The sequence below is a fragment of the Streptomyces scabiei 87.22 genome (assembly GCF_000091305.1).
Lineage (GTDB): Bacteria > Actinomycetota > Actinomycetes > Streptomycetales > Streptomycetaceae > Streptomyces > Streptomyces scabiei.
In genome coordinates this window covers 4,649,559-4,666,132 of sequence record NC_013929.1, presented here as the reverse complement: position 1 = coordinate 4,666,132, position 16,574 = coordinate 4,649,559, and the positions used below count along the sequence as shown (strand labels likewise).

16 protein-coding genes are annotated in these 16,574 nt (G+C 71.6%); 7 read left to right on the top strand and 9 right to left on the bottom strand.

The window, feature by feature from the left end; all coding sequences use genetic code 11:
- Positions 1 to 123: 123 nt before the first annotated feature.
- Both SCAB_RS19675 and SCAB_RS19670 read right to left on the bottom strand, forming a co-directional pair.
- The gene (locus SCAB_RS19675) at positions 124 to 1,563 is read right to left on the bottom strand and encodes an ArsA family ATPase (protein WP_013001829.1); all 1,440 of its coding nucleotides are present in this window, start codon (positions 1,561 to 1,563) and stop codon (positions 124 to 126) included.
- Positions 1,560 to 2,537 carry an ArsA family ATPase gene (locus SCAB_RS19670; RefSeq protein ID WP_013001828.1) on the bottom strand — a complete coding sequence of 326 codons (978 nt, stop codon included), beginning with the start codon at positions 2,535 to 2,537 and terminating at the stop codon, positions 1,560 to 1,562. The genes SCAB_RS19675 and SCAB_RS19670 overlap by 4 nt, the downstream gene beginning before the upstream one ends.
- A 288-nt stretch (positions 2,538 to 2,825) precedes the next feature.
- Between SCAB_RS19670 and SCAB_RS45935 the strand changes: the two genes are divergently transcribed.
- The 4 genes from SCAB_RS45935 (at position 2,826) to SCAB_RS19655 (ending at position 5,337) form a co-directional block, all read left to right on the top strand.
- Positions 2,826 to 2,984, top strand: a complete 159-nt coding sequence (locus SCAB_RS45935; protein ID WP_005476015.1) for a DUF4177 domain-containing protein — start codon at positions 2,826 to 2,828, stop codon at positions 2,982 to 2,984.
- The gene (locus SCAB_RS19665) at positions 2,981 to 3,448 is read left to right on the top strand and encodes a RidA family protein (protein ID WP_013001826.1); all 468 of its coding nucleotides are present in this window, start codon (positions 2,981 to 2,983) and stop codon (positions 3,446 to 3,448) included. The genes SCAB_RS45935 and SCAB_RS19665 overlap by 4 nt, the downstream gene beginning before the upstream one ends.
- 70 nt (positions 3,449 to 3,518) lie before the next feature.
- Positions 3,519 to 4,391, top strand: a complete 873-nt coding sequence (locus SCAB_RS19660; RefSeq protein ID WP_013001825.1) for an NUDIX hydrolase — start codon at positions 3,519 to 3,521, stop codon at positions 4,389 to 4,391.
- Between the two features lie 115 nt (positions 4,392 to 4,506).
- Positions 4,507 to 5,337 carry an MBL fold metallo-hydrolase gene (locus SCAB_RS19655; protein WP_013001824.1) on the top strand — a complete coding sequence of 277 codons (831 nt, stop codon included), beginning with the start codon at positions 4,507 to 4,509 and terminating at the stop codon, positions 5,335 to 5,337.
- 194 nt (positions 5,338 to 5,531) lie between these two features.
- Here SCAB_RS19655 and SCAB_RS19650 read toward each other — a convergent pair whose 3' ends face one another.
- Both SCAB_RS19650 and SCAB_RS19645 read right to left on the bottom strand, forming a co-directional pair.
- A complete protein-coding gene (locus tag SCAB_RS19650) occupies positions 5,532 to 6,359 on the bottom strand; it encodes a nucleotidyltransferase domain-containing protein (RefSeq protein WP_231885090.1) in 828 nt (275 codons plus the stop codon).
- Positions 6,360 to 6,741: 382 nt separating this feature from the next.
- Entirely contained in the window at positions 6,742 to 7,416 is a 675-nt protein-coding gene (locus SCAB_RS19645; protein ID WP_013001822.1) for a Crp/Fnr family transcriptional regulator, read from the bottom strand.
- A 341-nt stretch (positions 7,417 to 7,757) separates the two neighbouring features.
- Between SCAB_RS19645 and nth the strand changes: the two genes are divergently transcribed.
- The 3 genes from nth to SCAB_RS19625 all read left to right on the top strand — a co-directional run bounded on the left by nth (position 7,758) and on the right by SCAB_RS19625 (position 11,051).
- Positions 7,758 to 8,867, top strand: coding sequence for an endonuclease III (gene nth / locus SCAB_RS19635; RefSeq protein WP_013001821.1), 1,110 nt, complete (start codon positions 7,758 to 7,760; stop codon positions 8,865 to 8,867).
- A 133-nt stretch (positions 8,868 to 9,000) separates the two neighbouring features.
- On the top strand, positions 9,001 to 9,732 hold the full coding sequence (locus tag SCAB_RS19630) for an NUDIX hydrolase (protein ID WP_037724349.1): 732 nt from the start codon (positions 9,001 to 9,003) through the stop codon (positions 9,730 to 9,732).
- A gap of 119 nt (positions 9,733 to 9,851) precedes the next feature.
- Complete coding sequence (locus tag SCAB_RS19625; RefSeq protein WP_013001819.1) at positions 9,852 to 11,051, top strand: MarP family serine protease; 1,200 nt, start codon at positions 9,852 to 9,854, stop codon at positions 11,049 to 11,051.
- A gap of 75 nt (positions 11,052 to 11,126) precedes the next feature.
- Here SCAB_RS19625 and SCAB_RS48570 read toward each other — a convergent pair whose 3' ends face one another.
- The 5 genes from SCAB_RS48570 to acs form a co-directional block, all read right to left on the bottom strand.
- On the bottom strand, positions 11,127 to 11,306 hold the full coding sequence (locus SCAB_RS48570) for a hypothetical protein (RefSeq protein ID WP_078580148.1): 180 nt from the start codon (positions 11,304 to 11,306) through the stop codon (positions 11,127 to 11,129).
- Positions 11,307 to 11,489: 183 nt separating this feature from the next.
- Positions 11,490 to 12,452: an alpha/beta fold hydrolase gene (locus SCAB_RS19620; protein ID WP_013001818.1), complete on the bottom strand. Its 963-nt coding sequence runs from the start codon at positions 12,450 to 12,452 to the stop codon at positions 11,490 to 11,492.
- Positions 12,449 to 12,928 carry a phage holin family protein gene (locus SCAB_RS19615; RefSeq protein ID WP_037724274.1) on the bottom strand — a complete coding sequence of 160 codons (480 nt, stop codon included), beginning with the start codon at positions 12,926 to 12,928 and terminating at the stop codon, positions 12,449 to 12,451. The genes SCAB_RS19620 and SCAB_RS19615 overlap by 4 nt, the downstream gene beginning before the upstream one ends.
- 51 nt (positions 12,929 to 12,979) lie before the next feature.
- A complete protein-coding gene (nhaA, locus tag SCAB_RS19610; protein WP_013001816.1) occupies positions 12,980 to 14,383 on the bottom strand; it encodes a Na+/H+ antiporter NhaA in 1,404 nt (467 codons plus the stop codon).
- Between the two features lie 148 nt (positions 14,384 to 14,531).
- Complete coding sequence (gene acs, locus SCAB_RS19605; protein ID WP_013001815.1) at positions 14,532 to 16,490, bottom strand: acetate--CoA ligase; 1,959 nt, start codon at positions 16,488 to 16,490, stop codon at positions 14,532 to 14,534.
- Positions 16,491 to 16,574 lie beyond the last annotated feature (84 nt).

The window sequence follows — 16,574 nt, the reverse complement described above, 5'->3', positions numbered from 1 at the left end:
GGGTCGGGCGGCGCGCGGGCTTGCGGCAGGCGTGGACGGCCGGCCGTAGGTTCGATCAGGCAGGCATCGGTCCTGTCAGGCGTCGGTTCGCTCAGCCGTCGGTCCTGTCGGCTGTCGGTCCGGTCAGTCCTCGGAGACGGGCAGCTCCGGCCTTATGGCCGCGAGCCGGTCCCCGATGTCGCGCAGCCCCGCCAGGTCGTGGACATCGCCGGGCAGGGCGGCCACCTCGGCCACGGCCACCTCGGGATGCAGCGCGGTGAAGCGATCACGGGTGCGCTGCTCGCGGGAGAGCATCCGCATCCGTTCGGCGTGCAGTCTGAGCAGGCCCGACGTGAGCTGTTCCACGGTCAGGTCCGGGGCGGGGGAGCCGTCCTCGGTGCCGGTCGTGGCGGGAGAGTCGGAACTGGCCGGACTTGCCGGACTGCCTGCACGGTCTGGACTGCCTGCGTGGTCTGAGCTGCCGGAACGGTCTGAACTGTCTGAACTGCCTTGCGTGTCGGGAGAGTTACGAACTGCTTTCCCGTCCATCTGATCCACAATGCCGGGCTCTTCAAGATTTTCCGCGGCGGCGAGCGCACGCTCCGCCGACAGCTGGGCCGCGCCGCTGCCGTGCACCCGGTTGAGCACCAGCCCGGCCAACGGCATGTCCTCGGCCGCCAGACGCTCCACGAAGTACGCCGCCTCGCGCAGCGCGTCCCGCTCCGGCGCGGCCACCACGAGGAAAGCCGTGCCGGGCGCCTGGAGCAGCTTGTACGTGGCGTCCGCGCGCGTACGGAAACCGCCGAACATGGAGTCCATGGCGGCCACGAACGTCTGTACGTCCTTGAGCAGCTGACCACCCAGCAGCTTGCCCAGGGCGCCCGTCATCATCGACATGCCGACGTTCAGGAACTTCATCCCCGCCCGCCCGCCGACCTTCGCCGGTGCCAGCAGGACACGGATCAGCTTCCCGTCGAGGAACGAGCCGAGCCGCTTGGGGGCGTCCAGGAAATCCAGCGCCGAGCGTGACGGGGGCGTGTCGACGATGATCAGGTCCCACTCGTCCCGGGCCCGCAGCTGGCCCAGCTTCTCCATCGCCATGTACTCCTGCGTGCCCGCGAAGCCCGCCGAGAGCGACTGGTAGAAGGGGTTGCCCAGGATCGCGGAGGCACGGTCCGGGTCCGCGTGCGCCTCGACGATCTCGTCGAAGGTGCGCTTCATGTCGAGCATCATGGCGTGCAGTTCGCCGTCCCCGTCGATGCCCTTCACCCGCCGCGGGGTGTTGTCCAACGAGTCGATGCCCATGGACTGGGCGAGCCGCCGGGCCGGGTCGATGGTGAGCACGACGACCTTGCGACCGCGCTCGGCGGCCCGCACCCCCAGGGCCGCCGCCGTGGTCGTCTTCCCCACCCCGCCGGCGCCGCAGCACACCACGATGCGGGTCCGCGGATCGTCCAGCAGGGGATCGACCGCGAGGGGGCGGGTCGAGCCGATCACACGGTGTCCCTCAGGGGAGTGGGCCGCTTCGCGTCCAGTGGCCTCGTGTGCGGTGGCCTCGTGCGCGTTGGCCGGGTCCGGAGTCATGAGATTCCTTGCTGACGCAGTTCCGTGGCCAGTTCGTAGAGGCCCGCCAGGTCCATTCCCTCGGCGAGCAACGGCAGTTCGTGCAGCGGCAGGCCCAGCTCACCCAGGACGCCCCGCTGTTCGTGCTCCAGGGTGTACCGCTCGGCGTACTCCTCGGCCTGCGCGAGCAGCGGCTCCACCAGACGCTCGGCGTTGCCGCCGCGCCGCGCGCCGCCCAGCCCCGCCGTGGACAGGGACTTGGCGACGGCCGTGCGCGGCACCGTGCGCGCGAACTCCAGCTCGTCGGCGTCCAGCAGCTCCGGCCGCACCATGTTGACGATGACCCGTCCCACCGGCAGCTGCGCGGCCCGCAGTTCGGCGATGCCGTCGGCCGTCTCCTGGACGGGCATCTCCTCCAGCAGCGTCACCAGATGCACGGCCGTTCCGGGTGATTTCAGGACCCGCATGACGGCCTGGGCCTGATTGTGTATCGGGCCGATCTTGGCCAGGCCCGCCACCTCGTCGTTCACGTTCAGGAAACGGGTGATGCGGCCGGTGGGCGGCGCGTCCATCACCACGTGGTCGTACGTGAACCGCCCGCTCTTCTCCTTGCGGCGCACTGCCTCGCAGGCCTTTCCGGTCAGCAGCACGTCCCGGAGGCCGGGCGCGATGGTGGTGGCGAAGTCGATGGCGCCGAGTTTCTTCAGGGCCCGGCCGGCCCCGCCGAGCTTGTAGAACATCTGGAGGTAGTCCAACAGGGCCAGTTCGGGGTCGATGGCCAGCGCGTACACCTCCCCGCCCCCGGGTGCCACCGCGATTTTCCGCTCCTCGTACGGCAGTGCCTCCGTCTCGAAGAGCTGTGCGATGCCCTGCCTGCCCTCGACCTCGACCAGGAGGGTGCGTTTGCCCTCGGTCGCGAGGGCGAGCGCGAGTGCGGCGGCGACCGTGGTCTTTCCGGTCCCGCCCTTGCCGCTGACGACCTGGAGCCTGCTCACGTATTCGAGCCTAACCAGTCGGCGCGCGGCATACGCGGGAGGCTGTGGACAACTTCTGTTCCGCCCGCCCGACGACCGCGCCGGTCCAGCCCGCCGGCCCCGGCCCGTCCCTGCCGTCATGCCCCGCGCGGAGGGCGGGGAACCCACGCAGTCGGGGGAGGGGAAACCCCACGCGGTCGGGGTGTGTCCCCGTGCCCGTCCGGGGGCCGCCCCGACCGGCACCGCCCGTCCGCGACCGAGGCGGATCCCGTGCCGGGCGGCGGCCGGGCAGCGGATAAGGTCGGCCGCATGACCAAGTGGGAATACTCAACCGTGCCGCTGCTCGTCCACGCCACGAAGCAGATTCTGGACACCTGGGGCGAGGACGGCTGGGAGCTCGTCCAGGTCGTCCCCGGGCCGAACAACCCCGAGCAGCTGGTGGCCTACCTGAAGCGGCCCAAGCCGTGAGCGCCGTCGAGGCCAGGCTCGCGGAGCTGGGGCTGCGGCTGCCCGAGGTCGTCCCGCCGCTGGCCGCGTACCAGCCGGCGGTCCGGTCCGGTGTGTACGTGTACACCGCCGGGCAGCTCCCCATGGTGGACGGCAAGCTGCCCGTCACCGGCAAGGTCGGCGCCGAGGTCACCCCCGAGGAGGCCAAGGAACTCGCGCGTACCTGCGCGCTGAACGCCCTCGCCGCCGTGAAGTCCGTGGCGGGCGACCTGGACCGTGTCGCACGCGTGGTGAAGGTCGTCGGTTTCGTGGCCTCGGCCTCCGACTTCACGGGGCAGCCCGCCGTGCTCAACGGCGCGAGCGAACTCCTGGGCGCCGTCTTCGGCGACAAGGGTGTCCACGCGCGCAGCGCGGTCGGTGTGGCCGTCCTCCCGCTGGACGCGCCGGTCGAGGTGGAACTCCAGGTGGAGCTCACCGTCGCGTAGCGACCGCCGGGACCGCCGGGACCGCGGAGGCTCACTCGAACATCCGCCCGTGACGAGTTAGCCTCCGCCCATGGCAAACGGGCAGTGGTACCCACCCGAATGGCCGGACCGCATCCGCGCACTCGCGGCCGGCACGCTGACACCGGTGGCCCCCAGACGGGCCGCCACCGTCATGCTGCTCAAGGACACGGCCGACACGCCGGTCGTGCACATGCTGCGCAGACGCGCCTCCATGGCCTTCGCCGGGGGCGCGTACGCCTATCCCGGCGGTGGCGTGGACCCCCGCGACGACGATCACCAGATCGGCTGGGCCGGCCCCACGCGCGCGTGGTGGGCGTCCAGACTCGGTGTCGGCGAGGACGACGCCCAGGCGATCGTCTGCGCGGCCGTGCGGGAGACGTACGAGGAGGCGGGCGTGCTGCTCGCCGGGCCCGATCCCGAGACCGTGGTCGGGGACACCACGGGCGACGACTGGGAGGCGGACCGCGCGGCGGTGGCCGCACGGGAGCTGTCGTTCGCGGAGTTCCTGGAGCGCAGGGGGCTGGTCCTGCGGTCCGACCTGCTGGGCGCCTGGGCCCGCTGGATCACCCCCGAGTTCGAGTCCCGCCGCTACGACACCTGGTTCTTCGTGGCCGCGCTCCCGCAGGGGCAGCGCACCCGCAACGCCTCCACGGAGGCCGACCGCACCGTGTGGATCCGGCCAGGGGACGCGGCGGACGGCTACGACAAGGGCGACCTGCTGATGATGCCGCCCACCATCGCGACCCTGCGCCGGCTCGCCGAGTACGACACGGCCGCCGCCGCGCTCGCCGCCGCGCCCGCCTGCGACCTGACCCCCGTCCTCGCCGAGGCCCGTCTCGCGGACAACGACGACGTGGTCCTCTCCTGGCCCGGCCACGCCGAGTTCACCAAGCGGATCCCGGGCGCCGGGGACTCCGGATGACGGACGGGACCACCCTGCCGGGCCGACCGGACGGCGGGGCCCCGCCCCCGCGCGCGTCCCGCCCCCTGCCGTGCACGCCCCGTACCCCGCCCGTACCGCTGGAAGGCACTCGCGCATGACCGACGCAGCAGCTCTCCCCGGCCGGCCCAGGGGTGGCGTCCTGTCCGGGCCCGCCACCGCGCGCGCGGTCAACGTGCTCGCGCCGAACGCGTCCCCGATGACACTGGACGGGACCAACACCTGGATCGTCGCCGAGCCGGACTCCGACCTGGCGGTCGTGATCGACCCGGGCCCGCTGGACGACGTCCACCTGCGCAGGGTCGTCGACACGGCGGAGAAGGCCGGCAAACGGGTCGCGCTGACCCTGCTCACGCACGGCCACCCGGACCACGCGGAGGGCGCCGGCCGCTTCGCCGAACTGACCGGGACGAGCGTGCGGGCCCTCGACCCCGCCCTGCGGCTCGGCGACGAGGGGCTGGGCGCGGGTGACGTCGTCTCGGTCGGCGGTCTGGAGCTGCGGGTCGTACCCACCCCCGGGCACACCGCCGACTCGCTCTGCTTCCACCTCCCGGCCGACCGTGCCGTGCTCACGGGCGACACGGTCCTGGGACGCGGGACGACGGTCGTGGCCCACCCCGACGGCCGCCTCGGCGACTACCTCGACTCCCTGCGCCGCCTCAGGTCCCTCACGGTCGACGACGGCGTCCACACCGTCCTGCCCGGCCACGGCCCCGTCCTGGAGGACGCCCAGGGTGCCGTCGAGTTCTACCTCGCCCACCGTGCCCACCGGCTCGCCCAGGTCGAGACGGCGGTCGAGAACGGCCACCGCACCCCCGACGAGGTCGTCACCCACGTCTACGCGGACGTCGACCCCTCCCTGTGGCCGGCGGCGGAACTCTCGGTGCGGGCGCAGCTGGAGTACCTGACCGAGCACGGCCTGATCTGACTCCGTCCCTGACCCCGTCGCCGACCCCGTCGTACGCCTGAGCGGCTCTCTCCGGCCCCGCGACCGACGAACAGCGCCTCGGGTGCCCCTGGGACATCCAAGGCCCCAGAGGCCCCTCCCAGGGCCGCCCAGGGGCGTTCGTCAGTCCGCCGGTCCGGGTGCTGCCGTGCCAGGAGACACTCCGCCCGCCCTCGTCATGGGTGGCCGCCGGGCCGTGGCGCCTTGATTCCGTGCACGCGCGTGTACTCCTCGGCCAGCCAGGGCCCGAGGTCGTCGAGATACGTCCGCAGTACCCCGGCATCGGCACCCGGCTCGTATCCGGCCGCCGCCGCCGCGCGCATCTGGGCGGCCCGCCCGGGGTAGTACGCGCCGAACGCCTGCGCCATCTCGTGCAGATCGCTGGTCCAGCCGTTCCACCGCGGCATCACGAGGGTGAAACCGGTACGGACGAGCCGCCGGGAACAACCCCGGACGAGCATCCGCCGGGCGTCGTCGCCGGCGGCCTCCGCGACCCGCGTGCGCCAGCGCGGCAGGAGCAGCGCCAGGTCGCCGTTCGTCTCCCGGGCGAGGAGGGAGTCCGGCCGGTAGCGGGGCAGCCGCTCCGCGAGGTCCTCGCCCAGGAGAGGCGTGCACAGACAGGCCAGGAACCAGCCCAGGTCGTACCTCTCCAGGTCGCTCAACACCTGCGCCCGGCCGACGAGGAGGGTCCCCGCCCCGTCGATCTGGGGAAAGCGCGCGTCCAGAGCGGCGTCCAGCGACCGGGCCGCCGTCCGGTCGGCCTCCGTGGGCTCCCCGAGCAACACCAGAAGCAGATCGAGGTCACTGCGCCCCGGACGGGCCGTACCCCGGGGGATCGACCCGTAGAGGTACGCACTGTGCAGCCGTCCCGCGAACACCGCCACGATCCGCTCCCGGGCCGCCGCGACCACCGGCGCGAACGTCTCGCCGACCCGCCCCAAGGCCCCCTCCCGCTCGATGTACCCGCGGCTGTCCAGCCCTCTCGCGCTCCCCGTTCCGGCCACACGGCCACTGTGCGGCGAGAAGAGTCCGGGGTGCAGGTCGTTTTCCGGGCGGGGCTCCGGTTCCCCGAGACCGGAACCGGCGGGTGGCGGGGCGGCGGAGTGGTGAGGGCACAACGAAACGGGCCCGCCTCGCGAACGAGACGAGCCCCATCGACGTACCGACGGTCCTGCCCGCGGCGTACGAACGGCCGTGCGACCTGGCCGGTGCTGCGAAACTCCGGCCGTCACACGCCCCGCATCGGCCGTCACACGCCCCGCATCGGCCGTCACACGCCCCGCATCGGCCGTCACACGCCCCGCATCGGTCGTCACACGCCCCGCATCGGTCGTCACACGCCCCGCATCGGTCGGCACACCGCGCCGACCGACGACGCGGCCCGCGTCAGCGGGACCGCTTGGCCAGTCGTTCCACGTCCAGCAGGATCACCGCGCGGGCCTCCAGCCGCAGCCACCCTCGCTGCGCGAAGTCCGCCAGCGCCTTGTTCACGGTCTCCCGGGACGCGCCCACGAGCTGCGCCAGCTCCTCCTGGGTGAGGTCGTGCACCACATGGATGCCCTCCTCCGACTGCACGCCGAACCGCCGGGAGAGGTCCAGCAGCGCGCGAGCGACGCGCCCGGGCACGTCCGAGAACACGAGGTCGGACATCTGGTCGTTGGTCCTGCGCAGTCGGCGTGCGACCGCCCGGAGCAGCGCCGCGGCCACCTCGGGACGCGCGTTCAGCCAGGGCTGGAGGTCGCCGTGGCCGAGGCCGAGCAGCTTGACCTCGGTCAGGGCCGTGGCGGTCGCCGTACGCGGCCCGGGGTCGAACAGCGACAGCTCGCCGATCAGTTCACCGGGGCCGAGCACGGCCAGCATGTTCTCGCGGCCGTCGGGCGACGCGCGGTGCAGCTTGACCTTGCCCTCGGTGACCACATAGAGGCGGTCACCGGGGTCGCCCTCGTGGAAGAGAGCGTCACCCCGCGCGAGGGTCACCTCACTCATGGAGGCGCGGAGTTCCGCGGCCTGCTCGTCATCGAGCGCCGCGAAGAGCGGGGCGCGCCGCAGAACGTCGTCCACGAGTTCTCTCCTTGTCGACCTGCTCAGGGGATCTTGCTCCCCGTAGTACCAGGGGACCGTGTTCCCCATCTTGCCGGGCGGACCAAACAGTGTGATCTGTCACAAGGATGCCGCACACATGTCCCGGGGTAAGCGTCAGGGGTCCAATTGGGGGCCGATCTTCAGGGCCCGGGGCGGATGTCGGTGCCGGGCTTTAGGCTGGCCGGGTGTCCAAAACGCCGGTGAGAGCACAGGCCAAGGGGGCTGGGCGGGTGGCTGCACGTCGCGATTCCGCTGTGGGCGAACAGGGCTCCACAGGAGCGAACAAAACGGCAAAGGCGACGAAAGTGTCCGATCCATCAATGGTGGAGAACTCCGCCCAGAAGACCGCGGCCGAGGTGAAAAAGGCCGCCCCGGAGAAAAGGGCAACCGCTCAAAAGCCGCCGGCTGCGAGGAAGGCGGCCATGAAGAAGACGGCTACGAAGAAGGCAGCCGTGAAGAAGGCGGTGAAGACACCGGCGAAGACACCGGCCCCGAAGACCGCGGCGGCGAAGAAGACAGCCGCGACGCAAAGCGCGGTGCCGGCACGAAAGGCGGCCTCCCCCCGAAAGGCGGCCCCGGCGAAAGCGACCACCGCCGCCACCGCCGCCTCTCCCGCTCCCGCCAAGCCCCCGACACCCCCCGCGGCCCCCAAGAACGAGTCACGGACCGCCCTCGTCCGCCGAGCCCGCCGTATCAACCGCGAACTCGCCGAGGTGTACCCGTACGCGCACCCCGAGCTGGACTTCGAGAACTCCTTCCAGCTGGTCGTGGCGACGGTGCTGTCCGCGCAGACGACCGACCTGCGGGTCAACCAGACGACACCGGCGCTCTTCGCCAAGTACCCCACCCCCGAGGACCTGGCCGCGGCCGTCCCGGAGGAGGTCGAGGAGATCCTGCGGCCCTGCGGTTTCTTCCGCGCCAAGACGAAGTCGGTCATGGGACTGTCGAAGGCCCTGGTGGAGAACCACGGCGGTGACGTCCCCGGCCGTCTCGAAGACCTGGTCAAGCTGCCCGGCGTCGGCCGCAAGACCGCCTTCGTCGTGCTGGGCAACGCCTTCGGCCGGCCCGGCATCACCGTGGACACACACTTCCAGCGGCTCGTACGGCGCTGGCGGTGGACCGAGGCGACCGACCCGGACAAGATCGAGGCGGCCATCGGCGGGCTCTTCCCGAAGAGCGAGTGGACGATGCTGTCGCACCATGTGATCTTCCATGGCCGCCGTATCTGCCACGCCCGCAAACCGGCCTGCGGCGCCTGCCCCATCGCGCCGCTCTGCCCGGCGTTCGGCGAGGGCGAGACCGACCCCGAGAAGGCCGCGAAGCTGCTGAAGTACGAGAAGGGCGGCTTCCCCGGCCAGCGCCTGAAGCCCCCGCAGTCCTACCTCGACGCGGGCGGCATCCCGGCCCCGCCCCTCGGAGCCGCCGGATGACGGGCGCCACGGAACGGCACGGCACGCCCCCTCCCCGTCCCGGTACCCGCCACCCACACGAGGGACATGAGGCACCAGTGGAACGATCAGCGGTCTCCCGGGCGTTGGGACCGGAAGAACGATGGGGGTGGCGATGACACGCGCGAGCCGGACGGACGGCGGCACGGACACCGACAGCGGGCACGGCGCACAGGGCGGACACGCGGTCCTGGACCGGGCGGGCCTGCCCGCGTGGCTGGACCCGGTCGCGCACGCCGTCGACACGGTCGAGCCGCTGCAGCTGAGCCGCTTCCTGCCGCCGGAGAACGGCTCGGGCCGGCAGTCGGCGGTCCTGATCCTGTTCGGCGAGGGCTCGGGCGGCCCCGAGCTGCTGCTCATGGAGCGCGCCGGCTCGCTCAGATCGCACGCCGGCCAGCCGTCGTTCCCGGGCGGTGCCCTCGACCCCGAGGACGGCGACCCGCGGACCGACGGCCCGCTGCGGGCCGCCCTGCGCGAGGCCGAGGAGGAGACCGGCCTCGACCCTGCGGGAGTCCAGCTCTTCGGCGTGCTGCCCAAGCTGTACATCCCGGTCAGCGGCTTCGTCGTGACGCCCGTCCTCGGCTGGTGGCGACAGCCGACCCCGGTCCGGGTCGTCGATCCGAACGAGACGGCCCGCGTCTTCACCGTCCCCGTGGCGGATCTCACGGATCCGGCCAACCGGGCCACCGCCATTCACCCCCGCGGCTACGCAGGCCCGGCATTTCTGGTCGAATCGGCCCTCGTGTGGGGGTTCACGGCCGGAGTGATCGACCGTCTGCTGCACTACGCGGGCTGGGAGCGCCCCTGGGACCGTGAGAAGCAGGTCCCGCTCGACTGGCGCTCATGACAGGGTGGCTGCCGTGCTGCGTCGTCCGGGGCCCGTTGCGTCTCCCTGGCGCCGCGCGGCGGACCGGTCCCCCGGTCGGCCTGTAGTGCTGGCGAAGTGACGAGGCGAGGCTTGAAGCGGTGAACGTGCTGGACATCCTGTTGCTGGTCGCCGCGGTCTGGTTCGCGATCGTGGGCTATCGACAGGGCTTCGTCGTCGGCATCCTCTCGGTGATCGGCTTTCTGGGCGGTGGCCTGGTCGCGGTCTACGCCATGCCCGTCATCTGGGACTGGATGACCGACAACTCCGAGGTCAGCACGGCCGCCGCCGTGGTCGCGGTGGTTATCGTGATCGTCTGCGCCTCGGTGGGCCAGGCCCTGACCACCCACCTCGGCAACAAACTCCGCCGCTACATCACCTGGTCCCCGGCCCGCGCCCTGGACGCCACCGGCGGCGCCCTCGTCAACGTGGTGGCCATGCTCCTGGTCGCCTGGCTGATCGGTTCCGCCCTCGCGGGGACGACGCTGCCGACGCTCGGCAAGGAGGTCCGCAACTCCAAGGTGCTGCAGGGCGTGGCGGGGGCTTTGCCCCACCAGGCGGACACCTGGTTCGCGGACTTCTCCTCGGTCCTCACGCAGAACGGATTCCCGCAGGTCTTCAGCCCGTTCTCCAACGAGCCGATCACCGAGGTCCAGCCCCCCGACCCGGCGCTCGCGAGCAGCCCCGTCGCCCAGCGCGCCAAGCGATCCATCGTCAAGGTGATGGGTACGGCGCAGAGTTGCGGCAAGGTCCTCGAAGGCACCGGCTTCGTCTTCGGCGAGCGCCGGGTGATGACCAACGCGCACGTGGTCGGCGGAGTGGACGAGCCCACGGTCCAGATCGGCGGCGAGGGCCGCAAGTACGACGCCAAGGTCGTCCTGTACGACTGGGAGCGCGACATCGCCGTCCTGGACGTGCCGGGACTGAAGGCGCCCGCACTGCACTTCACCACCAAGGACGCCGTCGGCAGCGACGACGCGATCGTCGCGGGCTTCCCGGAGAACGGCGCGTACGACATCCGCCCCGCGCGCGTGCGAGGGCGCATCACGGCCAACGGCGCCGACATCTACAAGCGCGGCACCGTCCACCGTGACGTCTACTCGCTGTACGCGACCGTCCGTCAGGGCAACTCGGGCGGCCCGCTGCTCACCCCCGAGGGCAAGGTGTACGGCGTGGTCTTCGCGAAGTCCCTCGACGACCCGGACACCGGCTACGCCCTCACCGCGGACGAGGTCCAGGAGGACATCGCCAAGGGCCGTACGGCCAACCAGCAGGTGGACAGCGACAGCTGCGCCCTCTGAGGCCGGGCGGGTCCGGTGCGGTGCTGAGCGGGTCGCTCCGCGGCGGTGACGTGCCGAGCGGGTCGTCCCGCGGGGTCAGGGACGGGAATGGCGCAGCCGGGCCGAGACCCAGCGGGCCCGGCGACGCAGGATGCGCGGAATTCCCAGCCGGGGATCCGTGTCCCGCAACTGCGGGGCGCCCCTCTGGTGGGAGCTCAGGCCCGCGGCCGAGCGGCGGTTGCGTGCTGCGTCACTGTAGTCGTGCGTCCAGCCCATACCCCGACGTGTGCCCCCGCCCCAAGGTCCATAACCGCCCCCACGCCCCCCAATTGGCCTATGCGCCGGGCATGTAACTGTTCGTAGAACAGCCGTTCACGTCAGGGGTGCGGGAGGCCCCGGCGATGCCCTCCGGCACCGCTCACGGGCACCGCTTCCGGGGCACCGCTCCCGGGGTACGGCTCACCGGTCGGGCTCGGGATCCTTCAGCCAGTTGATGAGCTCGGCCGAGAACGCCACCGGGTCCTCCTCGTGCGGGAAGTGCCCCAGACCGTCGAACAGCCGCCAGCGGTAGGGCGCTTCGACGTACTCCCCGGACCCGGCCGCGCTGCGCGTACGCATCACCGGGTCGAGTGAACCGTGCAGATGGAGGGTGGGCACCCGGACCGGCCGCTTCATCCGGCGGTTGAACTGGATGCCGTCCGGGCGGGCCAGGGACCGCACCATCCACCGGTAGGGCTCGATCGAGCAGTGTGCCGTCGACGGGATGCACATCGCCCGCCGGTACGTCTCCACCGCCTCGTCGTCGGGCAGGCTCGGCCCCGACCAGTCGCGGATCAGCCGGCCGACCAGGGCGCCGTCGTCGGCGGTGAGCCGGCGCTCGGGAATCCAGGGCCGCTGGAACCCCCAGATGTAGGAACCCGCCGACGTCTGCTTGACGTCCGAGAGCATCGCCGACCGCCACCGCCGAGGATGCGGCATCGAGGACACCGCGAGCCGGCGGACGAGCTTGGGACGCATCACGGCGGCCGTCCACGCCAGATAACCGCCCAGGTCGTGGCCGACCAGCGCGGCGTCGGGCTCGCCGAGGGACCGGACGACCCCGGTGATGTCCAGGGCGAGGTTCGCGGGATCGTAGCCCCGCGGTGTGCGGTCGCTGCCGCCGACTCCGCGCAGGTCCATCGCCACGGCCCGGAAGCCCGCGTCCGCGAGGGCGACCAGCTGGTGCCGCCAGGTCCACCAGAACTGCGGGAAGCCGTGCAGCAGCAGCACCAGGGGCCCGTCGCCCACTTCCGCGATATGGAAACGCGCGCCGTTGGCCGCCACGTCCCGGTGGATCAGCCCCTTGGCGCCGGGCACGTCGAGCCGTACGGGGGACGCGGGCTGATTCGAGGGGGCGGCCGAGGCGGTCGCGGGGTCGGTCATGACGTCGAGCGTGCCACAGCCTCGACGACGTCGTCGGCCGGGGCGGGCCGACGGGGGTGGGGCTTGGCGTTCTGCAGCACGCCCGCCGTCTCCTTCATGGACGCGGCGACCTTCTGCGGGCCCTGGCCCTTCTTGGCCTTCTTCGAGAAGACCACGCCGATGAGCGTCAGCACGACAGCGATCACGACGTTCGCCGCGAACGACAGCAGGAAGCAGATCGCCAGGTTCCACTCGCTCCAGGTGCGGATGCCGTACGCCAGCGCGAAGCTCAGCATGGGCAGGGAGAAGAGCAGGACCGCGCCGGCCGCGGTGAACGCCCCGCCGCCGATCACCCCGCGCTTGACGTCCTGCCTGAGCTGGGCCTTGGCCAGCGCGATCTCGTCGTGCACCAGCGCGGACATCTCGGCCGTCGCCGAGGCGAACAGTTGGCCGACCGTGCGTTCGGCTCCGACCGGGCTGCCGTCGGGTGCGCTCATCGGGGTCTCCCTCATATGCGTTTGTACGGTCCTGTCTGCGGTCCTGTCAGATCATGCCGGACCGTCGTCGCCGTCGCCTGCCCCGCCCGCCACTTCGGCAAGCCTGCGGTGCTCGGCGGCCTTGCGTTCGTAGATCGCCGCCATGCGCAGGTGGTACTCCGGGTCGTCCTGCTCGTAGACGTCCGGGATGCCGTCCTGGTCGTCGTCGCGCTCCTCCGCGGCCCACAGCGCCTGGTACTTCGCGTTCCTCATCTTCAGCAGCACGCTCGCCAGGACCGCCGCGACGAGCGAGCCGGTGAGGACGGCCGCCTTGACGCCGTCGGTGAGCACCCGGTCGCCCTCGAAGGCCAGTTCGCCGATGAGCAGTGACACGGTGAAGCCGATCCCGGCGAGGGTGGCGACCGCGAAGACGTCGGGCCAGACCAGGTCCTCGGAGAGGGAGGCCCGGGTGAAGCGGGCGGTCAGCCAGGTCCCGCCGAAGATCCCGACGGCCTTGCCGACGACCAGTCCGAGCACCACCCCGAGCGTCTCCGGCTGGGTGAAGACCTTGCCCAGCGCGTCGCCGGAGACCGCGACGCCCGCGCTGAAGAGGGCGAACAGCGGCACCGCCACACCGGCCGACAGGGGCCGCACGAGGTGCTCGATGTGTTCGCCGGGGGAGCGTTCCTCGCCCTCGCGCCGGGTGCAACGCAGCATCAGCCCCATCGCGACCCCGGCGATGGTGGCGTGCACGCCGCTGTTGTACATCAGCGCCCAGACGACGAGCGCGAGCGGCACATAGACGTACCAGCCGCGTACGCCCTTTCTGAGCAGCAGCCAGAACACGGCGAGGCCGGCGAACGCGCCGCCGAGGGCGGCGAAGTCGAGGCCGTCGGTGAAGAACACCGCGATGATCAGGATCGCGCACAGGTCGTCGACGACGGCGAGGGTGAGCAGGAAGGCCCGCAGCGCGTTCGGCAGGGAGGTGCCGATGACGGCGAGCACGGCCAGCGCGAAGGCGATGTCGGTCGCCGTGGGCACCGCCCACCCGGACAGCGAGCCGCCGCCGGCGAGGCTGGTGAGGGTGTAGACGAGCGCGGGCACGGCCATGCCGCACAGCGCGGCCACCACGGGCAGCGCGGCCGTCCTCGGGTCCTTGAGGTCACCGGCGACCAGCTCGCGCTTGAGTTCGATGCCGGCGACGAAGAAGAAGACCGCGAGCAGGCCGTCGGCGGCCCAGTGCGCCACCGACAGGTCGAGGCCGAGCGCCGAGGGACCGAAGTGGAAGTCGCTGACGCTCGCGTAGCTGTCGTGCAGCGCGGGGACGTTGACCCAGACCAGCGCGGTCACCGCGGCCAGGAGCAGCAGACAGCCGCCGACGGTCTCGGTGCGCAGCGCGTCGGCCACGAAGGTCCGCTCGGGCAGGGAGAGCCGGCCGAGGACCTTGCGGGTGGGGGTGGTGCGGGGCGGGGCCACGGGGGAGACCTCCGGTCGGGGGCAGCACGGACTCACTCGCCGACCAGACTTCCCGGCACACCTGTTCTTTAGCTTAGCTAACGGGCACCCCGCGCGCTCGTCGCGGGGTGCCCGTCAGCGGTCGTACGTGAGAGTCGAACCGGGCGGGTCAGTCCTCGCTCGGTGCCGCCGGCAGCTTGGCCTGGATCAGGTCCATCACCGTGGAGTCGGTCAGCGTGGTGACGTCGCCGAGCTGCCTGTTCTCCGCCACGTCACGCAGCAGACGCCGCATGATCTTCCCGGAGCGCGTCTTCGGCAGCTCCTGCACCGGCAGGATGCGCTTGGGCTTGGCGATCGGACCGAGGGTGACGCCGACGTGGTTGCGCAGATCGGCGACGAGGCCCTCGTCCTCGGCGTTCGCCGTGCCGCGCAGGATCACGAACGCCACGATCGCCTGACCGGTGGTCTCGTCGGCCGCCCCGACGACGGCCGCCTCGGCCACGGAGGGGTGCGACACGAGAGCGGACTCCACCTCGGTCGTCGAGATGTTGTGGCCCGACACGAGCATCACGTCGTCGACGCGCCCGAGGAGCCAGATGTCCCCGTCGTCGTCCTTCTTCGCCCCGTCGCCGGCGAAGTACTTGCCCTCGAACCGCGACCAGTACGTGTCGAGGAACCGCTGGTCGTCACCCCAGATGGTGCGCAGCATCGAGGGCCACGGCTCGGTCAGGACCAGGTAACCGCCACCGCCGTCCGGGACCTCCCGCGCCTCGTCGTCCACCACCGTGGCGGAGATGCCCGGCAGCGGCGTCTGCGCCGAGCCCGGCTTGGTCGCCGTCACGCCTGGCAGCGGGGAGATCATCATCGCGCCGGTCTCGGTCTGCCACCAGGTGTCCACGATCGGCGTCGTGTCGGCGCCGATGTGCTTGCGGTACCAGATCCACGCCTCGGGGTTGATGGGCTCACCGACCGAGCCGAGCACCCGCAGACTGCTGAGGTCGAACTTCGCGGGGATGTCGTCGCCCCACTTCATGAACGTGCGGATCGCCGTGGGCGCCGTGTAGAGGATCGTCACCCCGTACTTCTGCACGATCTCCCAGAACCGGCCCTGGTGCGGGGTGTCCGGCGTGCCCTCGTACATGACCTGCGTCGCGCCGTTGGCCAGCGGCCCGTAGACGATGTACGAGTGGCCGGTGACCCAGCCGACGTCGGCCGTGCACCAGTACACGTCCGTCTCCGGCTTGAGGTCGAAGACGGCGTGGTGGGTGTACGACGTCTGGGTGAGGTAGCCGCCGGAGGTGTGCAGGATGCCCTTGGGCTTACCCGTCGTGCCGGACGTGTACAGGATGAACAGCGGGTGCTCGGCCCCGAACGCCTGCGGGGTGTGCTCGCTGCTCTGCCGGTCGACGATCTCGTGCCACCACACGTCACGCGCGTCGTTCCAGGCGACGTCCTGTCCGGTGCGGCGGACGACGAGGACGTGCTCGACATTGCCGGCGCGGTCGGCCGCGTCGTCGACGGCGGGCTTGAGCGCGGAGGGCTTGCCGCGCCGGTAACCGCCGTCCGAGGTGATGACCACGCGCGCGTCCGCGTCCTGGATACGGGTCGCGAGCGCGTCGGCGGAGAAGCCGCCGAACACGACGGAGTGGGCGGCGCCGATCCGGGCGCACGCGAGCATCGCCACGGCCGCCTCCGGGATCATCGGCAGGTACACCGCGACCCGGTCGCCGGCCCGGACACCCAGTTCCAGCAGGGCGTTCGCCGCCTTGCTGACCTCGTCCTTCAACTGGGCGTAGGTGAGGGCCCTGCTGTCCCCGGGCTCCCCCTCGAAGTGGATGGCGACCCGGTCGCCGTTGCCGGCCTCGACATGCCGGTCGACGCAGTTGTAGGCGACGTTGAGTTCGCCGTCCTCGAACCACTTGGCGAACGGCGGATTCGACCAGTTCAGCGTCTCGGTCGGCTCCTTGGCCCAGGTCAGCCGCCGGGCCTGCGCCGCCCAGAAGCCGAGCCTGTCCGCCCTGGCCTGCTCGTACGCCTCCGCCGTGACGTTGGCGTTCTCGGCCAGGTCGGCAGGCGGCGCGAAGCGGCGCTCCTCCTTCAAGAGGTTGGCCAGGCTTTCGTTGCTCACGACATCTCCCTTACGGTGCTTTGCCGGGGCGACCGTTGTGTCCCAGGCCACAGCTCATCAGACCCGGACCCCCGATGACAAGGG

Excerpts from the sequence above, each read along its gene's own strand:
- SCAB_RS19675 (WP_013001829.1), bottom strand. The coding sequence starts at position 1,563 with ATGACTCCGGACCCGGCCAACGCGCACGAGGCCACCGCACACGAGGCC.
- SCAB_RS45935 (WP_005476015.1), top strand. The coding sequence starts at position 2,826 with ATGACCAAGTGGGAATACTCAACCGTGCCGCTGCTCGTCCACGCCACG.
- SCAB_RS19660 (WP_013001825.1), top strand. The coding sequence starts at position 3,519 with ATGGCAAACGGGCAGTGGTACCCACCCGAATGGCCGGACCGCATCCGC.
- SCAB_RS19655 (WP_013001824.1), top strand. The coding sequence starts at position 4,507 with ATGACCGACGCAGCAGCTCTCCCCGGCCGGCCCAGGGGTGGCGTCCTG.
- nth (WP_013001821.1), top strand. The coding sequence starts at position 7,758 with ATGGTGGAGAACTCCGCCCAGAAGACCGCGGCCGAGGTGAAAAAGGCC.
- SCAB_RS19630 (WP_037724349.1), top strand. The coding sequence starts at position 9,001 with ATGACACGCGCGAGCCGGACGGACGGCGGCACGGACACCGACAGCGGG.
- SCAB_RS48570 (WP_078580148.1), bottom strand. The coding sequence starts at position 11,306 with ATGGGCTGGACGCACGACTACAGTGACGCAGCACGCAACCGCCGCTCG.
- SCAB_RS19620 (WP_013001818.1), bottom strand. The coding sequence starts at position 12,452 with ATGACCGACCCCGCGACCGCCTCGGCCGCCCCCTCGAATCAGCCCGCG.
- SCAB_RS19615 (WP_037724274.1), bottom strand. The coding sequence starts at position 12,928 with ATGAGCGCACCCGACGGCAGCCCGGTCGGAGCCGAACGCACGGTCGGC.